The sequence below is a fragment of the Rhizobium sp. SEMIA 4085 genome, from assembly GCF_013004495.1.
Classification (GTDB): domain Bacteria; phylum Pseudomonadota; class Alphaproteobacteria; order Rhizobiales; family Rhizobiaceae; genus Rhizobium; species Rhizobium gallicum.
The window spans coordinates 1-6,372 of record NZ_JABEPH010000349.1; the positions used below are offsets into that span (position 1 = coordinate 1).

Genomic DNA, 6,372 nt, shown 5'->3' on the forward strand with positions numbered 1-6,372 from the left:
GCCCATTACGCCCGGATGATGGATCGCCCGGCGGTGCAGCGGGCGCTGACGATTGAAAAGGGATGAGGCGTCCCTTGCTTCCTCCCCATCGTGTCGGTCGGCGAGAGGAGGTGAGGGTGGCTCATGCGGGCAACCCTCGCCGTGGCTGAGTTGGTGTCACAAGGACAGGAATGAGGTGCAAGGAGGGCCGGCGGCATCCAATCCATTGCCGTTGTTTGCGCAAAAGACCAAAGCAGCAATCATGCACATTTCGAAAGCGGCCGCGTCTCGTATCGCGTTGGCTTCGGCGCCGGATAGTTTAAAGGCAGATCGGCCATTTGCCGCAGCGACATTGCGGCGATCTCCGGATGCGACAGCGGATCATCGGCCTCAGGAGCCTTCGCGTCGGTTGCCTTATTCAAGAAAAACTTCAGCAATGACATTGCATGCCTCGCTTTCTCTGGTTCGCAAATGCACAGTGTGCGGCGATAATACCTCGCCGCTACAGGTGCTCCGCCTCAATATCGGAGCCATGAGGAACCTTTTCAATTGAGATTATCAGCGACGCGCTATAGAAAAAATATATGCGGAATCTCAACTCGGTGCATTTGAACGGGCTACGCGCGCTGGAGGCCGTCGGGCGTCTCGGTTCGCTGCAGCTTGCCGCGGAGGAACTCGGGGTCTCGATCGGTGCCGTCAGTCAGCAGGTTATCAAGACCGAAGCGCAGCTCGATCAGCTGATTTTCGAGCGCACGTCGAAGGGCATGGTGATGACGCAAGCGGGCGCGCCGGTGCTTGCCGCTCTGACGGAGGGTTTCAACCGTATGTCGCAGGCCGTCTCGATCGCGCAGCGCCGGGACGACGCGACGCTGACGATCTCTGTGGCACCCGTCTTCGCCGCTCGATGGTTGGTGTGGCGGCTCGATCGTTTCGCCGCGCGTTTTCCGGATATCAAACTGCGCATCGATGCGACGACATGCCTCGTCAATCTGTCGACATCCGACGTCGATATCGGCATCCGAGTCGGCGCCGGGCAGTGGCCCGGCGTCACGGCCGAACTGCTTGTGGAGCAGGAAGTATTCCCGGTCTGCGCACCGCACATGGCGCGCGATCTGAAGGAGCCCGCCGATATCCGGAAGTTGCCGGCCGTCATCGATGGCCGCGCCATGTTCGGCTGGGAGGTCTGGATGCGGGAGGCGGGCCTCTCAGGTTCGGCGCCGGCGACGCGCCACGTCTTCAACGACGCTTCGCTCTGCCTCGACGCGGCCATCGCCGGGCAGGGCGTCATGCTCGCCTGGCAGACGCTGGCAGACTATTCGCTGCAGGCCGGCCAGCTCGCCGTCCCCTTCGCCATCCGCGCGAAGACCGGTTTCGGCCATTATTTCGTGACAGCCGAAGGCGCGCGTGAGCCGAAGAAGGTGCGGGACTTCAAGGCCTGGATCCGCGAGGAGATGGCCGGAACGGTGAAGCTCTTTTCTTGAGGGCGTGACTGACAGCGTGCTGCGCTTCGCTGGCATTGGCATTGTATAGCTCGTGGGGCAAAGCTGTTCGCTAGAACCACATTTGCAGAGGACGATCCATCACAGTGCCCATTGGCGTCGCACACGCAGAACTGATCGCGGTCCTTGCCGCCGTAACCGACGAAGACCCGCGCGTCATGACGGTCAGGACTGGCGAGGCGCTGCCTTCCGGATCCTTCGAGAGGGGGCACCGCACGCTGCAAAGCGGCCTGCGGGAGTGGATTCAGGAGCAGCCGGCGCATCCGGTTGGCTATCTTGAACAGCTTTACACCTTCGCCGACCGCGACCGGCAGAACGAGATCCTCGGTGGACGGACGATCTCGATCAGCTATCTGGGGCTGGTGCGGGAGCACCCGGCCCCGGGTTGGCATAGCTGGTACGAATATTTTCCGTGGGAGGACCACCGCAAAGGCAAGCCGCCGGTCTTCGACGCGCTTGTCGACCGGCTGCGGCGCTGGGAAGCGACGGATGCCGCTCGCCAGCAGAACCGCAAGCGCCGGATCGCCTTTACCTTTGGCCTGGATGGCGCCGCATGGAACGAAGATCTCGCTCTGCAACGCTACGAACTGCTGTACGAGGCGGGTCTGGTGGCGGAGGCGGGCGCAACCATGGCGGAGAACCCGGGCCGCCGGATGTTTGCCGATCACCGGCGGATTCTCGCGACCGGAATAGCCAGGCTTCGCGCGAAGATCAAGTATCGCCCGGTCGTCTTCGAGCTCATGCCGGAGAGCTTCACGCTGCTGCAGCTTCAGCGCAGCGTCGAAGCGCTGGCGGGCCTTACGCTTCATAAGCCGAATTTCCGCCGGCTGATCGATCAGCAGCAACTGATCGAGGAAACCGGCGAGATGGCCAGCCAGACCGGCGGCCGCCCAGCGAAGCTCTTTCGCTACCGGCATGCCGTTCTCGAAGAACGCGCGCTGTCCGGCTCGAAACTCCCGCTCTCCCGCGCTTGACATAAACTCAAACTGAGAATAATTAGCTTGCCCTAGAAATACTCGTTTCGAGTATATTCAAGTATAAAGGAGCCCGCCGTGAACTCTCCCGTGTCCGCGCCCTCTCTCTATGACCGTGTCAGCCGAGTCATCCCCAAGGCGGAATGGCTGACTTTCCAGGACGATGTCGAAGCGATCCTCGATCTGAAGCGCCGCCGCAACGCCGTCATCCTCGCCCACAATTACCAGACGCCGGAGATCTTTCACGGCGTTGCCGATATCGTCGGCGACAGTCTGGCGCTGGCGCGCAAGGCGATCGAGGTGAATGCCGAGGTGATCGTGCTTGCCGGCGTCCACTTCATGGCCGAGACCGCCAAGCTGCTTAATCCTGGAAAGACGGTGCTCATTCCCGACATGGGCGCCGGGTGCTCGCTGGCGGATTCGATCACGCCGGAGGATGTCGCGCTGCTGCGCCAGGCAAATCCCGGCGTGCCGGTGATCACCTATGTCAATACCTCGGCGGCGGTGAAAGCCGCCTCGGATATCTGCTGCACCTCGGGCAATGCCAAGCAGGTGGTCGAATCGCTTGGTGTGCCGCGCGTGCTGATGATCCCGGATGAATACCTTGCCCGCAACGTTGCAAAGGAAACCGAGGTTGAGATCATCGCCTGGCATGGCCACTGCCAGGTGCATGAGCTCTTCAACGCAGATGATGTCCGCCAGCTTCGGGAAAATTATCCGGGCGTCACCGTGCTCGCCCATCCGGAATGTCCGCCGGATGTCGTCGCCGAAGCGGATTTCGCCGGCTCCACTGCCATCATGTCCGATTATGTCGGGAAGAAACGACCGGCGCGCGTCGTACTGCTCACCGAATGTTCGATGAGCGACAACGTCGCAGTGCACCACCCGGATGTCGAATTCATCCGGCCCTGCAATCTCTGCCCGCACATGAAGCGGATCACGCTCTCGAACATCCGCACGGCGCTTCAGGAAAACCGCCACGAAGTCACCGTCGATCCCGCCATTGCGGTTGCCGCGCGGCGTGCCGTGGAAAGGATGCTGGCGATATGACCGAAATCCTCACCCATCTTGCCGGCCGCCCGGTCATCGTCGGCAGCGGCATTGCCGGGCTGATGGCGGCGCTCACGCTGGCGCCGCAGCCGGTGGTCCTGATCACGCAAGCCGCCCTGGGCGCCGAGACCTCGAGCGCCTGGGCCCAGGGAGGCATCGCAGCAAGCATCGGCACGGATGACAGCGCGGACCTCCACCTTGCCGATACGCTTGCTGCCGGTGACGGCCTATGTGATCCCGAGACCGCCGCCGGAATCGTGAGCGAAGCGCCAGCGGTGATCGCGGCACTTGAGAAACTCGGCGTCCGATTTGATAGGAATGCCGAAGGTCGGCTAGCGCTCGGGCTGGAGGCCGCTCATTCCTGCCCGCGCATTGTACATGTCGAAGGCGACGGCTCCGGCGCTGCCATCATTCGCGCGCTGGTACGAGCCGTCTCGGCCACGCCGTCGATCACCGTGCTTGCCAATTTCGAAGTCCGGCGTCTTTCGCTCGCAGACGGTGCGATCGGCGGCGTCCTTTGCGCGTCCGGCGGAAAGTCTTTCATCGTGCCGACGCCGTATGTCCTCTTGGCAACCGGCGGCCTCGGCGGCCTCTACGAGGCGACGACCAATCCGGTCATCAATTTCGGCCAGGGCATCGTCCTCGCTGCAAGGGCAGGCGCGGTGCTTGCGGATATGGAATTCGTGCAATTCCACCCGACGGCACTCCGCTCGAAGCGCCGGCCGCTGGCGCTCGTCAGCGAAGCGGTGCGCGGTGAAGGGGCTATGCTGGTCAACGAGCGCGGCGAGCGCTTCATGGCGGATCAGCCTGCTCAGGAACTTGCACCGCGCGACGTGGTGGCGCGCGCCATCAGCGCCGAGATCGCCCGCGGCGGCAAGGTCTATCTCGATGCGCGCGAGGCACTCGGCGCTCGCTTTTCAAGCCGATTTCCGGTGATCGATACTCTCTGCCGCGAAGCCGGGATCGATCCGGCGCGGCAGCTGATCCCGGTTGCACCGGCCGTGCATTACCACATGGGCGGTGTCGCCACGGACAAGAACGGCCGCAGTTCCGTCCCCAGCCTCTGGGTCGCCGGCGAAGCAGCATCGACTGGCCTGCACGGCGCCAACCGCCTTGCCAGCAATTCGCTGCTCGAAGCGGCGGTCATGGGCATGCGCTCGGCCCGGGATATTGCCGGCACGACCGTATCCCTGCGGCCAACAGTGATCGAACCGCTGCCCCCGCAACCCGACGCATCGCCGATCCGGCGGATTGTCTCCACGCATCTCGGCGTGCTGCGCAACGGTGGTACGATCCATGGCGCGATCGGCGCGCTCCTGCCCTTCGTCGAGAAGGAGGGACCGGCAACGGATCCTGCCACCGTCGCGCTGTTGATTGCCGCCTTTGCGGCGCTGCGGACGGAGTCGCGCGGCGCCCATTCCCGAACCGATTTTCCCCTCAAGCACGTGCATGCCAAGCGCCAAAAGATGAATTTTCCTCATGTTTTAAACTTTGCGCGGGCCGTTGCATCCGACCCCTTTGCCAGGAGTGCCTGACATGACGCTTGTTCCCCTGCCGCGGCTGCTGATCGAGCCACCCGTCCGCGATGCTCTGCTGGAAGATCTTGGCCTTGCTGGCGATATCACCTCGGCTGCCGTCATTCCGCTGGATCACCGCTCCACGGTCGTCATGGTGGCCCGCCAGCCGGGCGTGATCGCTGGGCTCGACGCCGTCGCGCTGGCGTTTGAGCTTGTCGATCCCGCGATCATCATGACCCCTCATGTCGAGGACGGCGCGGCGGTGGAACCCGGGGACGTCATCGCCACGATCGAAGGGCGCTCGCGCGCCATTTTGACCGGAGAGCGGACGGCGCTGAACTTTCTCGGCCATCTTTCGGGCATCGCCACGGTGACGGCCGGGATCGTGGCGGCGATCGGCGGTACGAATGCCTCGGTCGCCTGCACCCGCAAGACGACGCCGGGACTGCGCGCCCTGGAGAAATATGCCGTGCGAGCCGGTGGCGGCGTCAACCATCGCTTCGCGCTTTCCGATGCCGTGCTGATCAAAGACAATCATGTCGCCATTGCCGGCGGCGTCGCCGAGGCTATTTGCCGGGCCAAGGCCGGCGCCGGCCATATGGTGAAGATCGAAGTCGAGGTCGATACGCTCGACCAGTTGCGTGAAGCGATGGAGACCGGCGTGGATGCCGTCCTGCTCGACAATATGACCCCGGACCAGCTTCGCCGGGCGGTTGAAATCGTCGCCGGCCGTGCGATCACCGAAGCTTCCGGGCGGGTGACGCCGCAAACCGCAGGTGCGATTGCCGCTTCCGGCGTCGATCTGATCTCGGTCGGCTGGCTGACGCACAGCGCGCCGACGCTGGACATCGGGCTCGATTGGAAATCCAGCCAATCGGAATAGGTGATCGAACTGTCGTTGGCTCAGACCGGCTCTTTCGAGCGTATCGCCTGCATGGCGAGATAGGCCGGGCGGGACTGGCAGCGCTTCAGCCAGGCGTTAACCTTCGGATGAGCGTCGAACAGTGCCTGTTGCGTCTGGCCATAGCGCAGCACTTCCGCAATGTTGAGATCGGCAACGGTGAAGCGGTCGCCTAAGATCCACTCCTTGTTGGCGAGGTGCTTTTCCAGCACGGCGAGGGGGCGCTTCATGGAGCGGCAGGCGACGTCGATCGTGGCCTTTCCGGCATCGGTGTTTTCGTGCTCGTTGTCATAGGTCACGACGATCCTTACCGTATGCGGCTCGAGTTCCGCCAGCGCCCAGAAGGTCCACATCGTCAGCAACCCGTCCTCCTCGACGGTTTTTCCGGAAACCGGCCCGCCGTGCATGCCCACGAGTTCGCGATTGAGCGCCACCGAACCAGGCCGCCCCAA

At 63.4% G+C, this 6,372-nt stretch carries 6 protein-coding genes; 5 read left to right on the forward strand and 1 reads right to left on the reverse strand.

What is annotated here, in order from left to right; genetic code table 11:
• Window positions 1-563 precede the first annotated feature (563 nt).
• The 5 genes from C9413_RS25940 to nadC all read left to right on the forward strand — a co-directional run bounded on the left by C9413_RS25940 (window position 564) and on the right by nadC (window position 5,902).
• The gene (locus C9413_RS25940) at window positions 564-1,460 is read left to right on the forward strand and encodes a LysR substrate-binding domain-containing protein (protein ID WP_039844251.1); all 897 of its coding nucleotides are present in this window, start codon (window positions 564-566) and stop codon (window positions 1,458-1,460) included.
• Between the two features lie 104 nt (window positions 1,461-1,564).
• On the forward strand, window positions 1,565-2,452 hold the full coding sequence (locus C9413_RS25945) for a hypothetical protein (protein WP_170251090.1): 888 nt from the start codon (window positions 1,565-1,567) through the stop codon (window positions 2,450-2,452).
• Window positions 2,453-2,530: 78 nt separating this feature from the next.
• The gene (gene nadA / locus C9413_RS25950) at window positions 2,531-3,502 is read left to right on the forward strand and encodes a quinolinate synthase NadA (RefSeq protein ID WP_039844253.1); all 972 of its coding nucleotides are present in this window, start codon (window positions 2,531-2,533) and stop codon (window positions 3,500-3,502) included.
• Window positions 3,499-5,037 (forward strand): L-aspartate oxidase, encoded by a 1,539-nt coding sequence (locus tag C9413_RS25955; RefSeq protein ID WP_039844254.1) that lies wholly within the window; start codon window positions 3,499-3,501, stop codon window positions 5,035-5,037. The genes nadA and C9413_RS25955 overlap by 4 nt, the downstream gene beginning before the upstream one ends.
• A gap of 1 nt (window position 5,038) precedes the next feature.
• Complete coding sequence (gene nadC, locus C9413_RS25960; protein WP_039844255.1) at window positions 5,039-5,902, forward strand: carboxylating nicotinate-nucleotide diphosphorylase; 864 nt, start codon at window positions 5,039-5,041, stop codon at window positions 5,900-5,902.
• 20 nt (window positions 5,903-5,922) lie between these two features.
• Here the strand turns inward: nadC and C9413_RS25965 are convergent.
• A partial coding sequence (locus tag C9413_RS25965) for a glutathione binding-like protein (protein WP_170251091.1) occupies window positions 5,923-6,372 on the reverse strand: 450 nt, incomplete at its 5' end.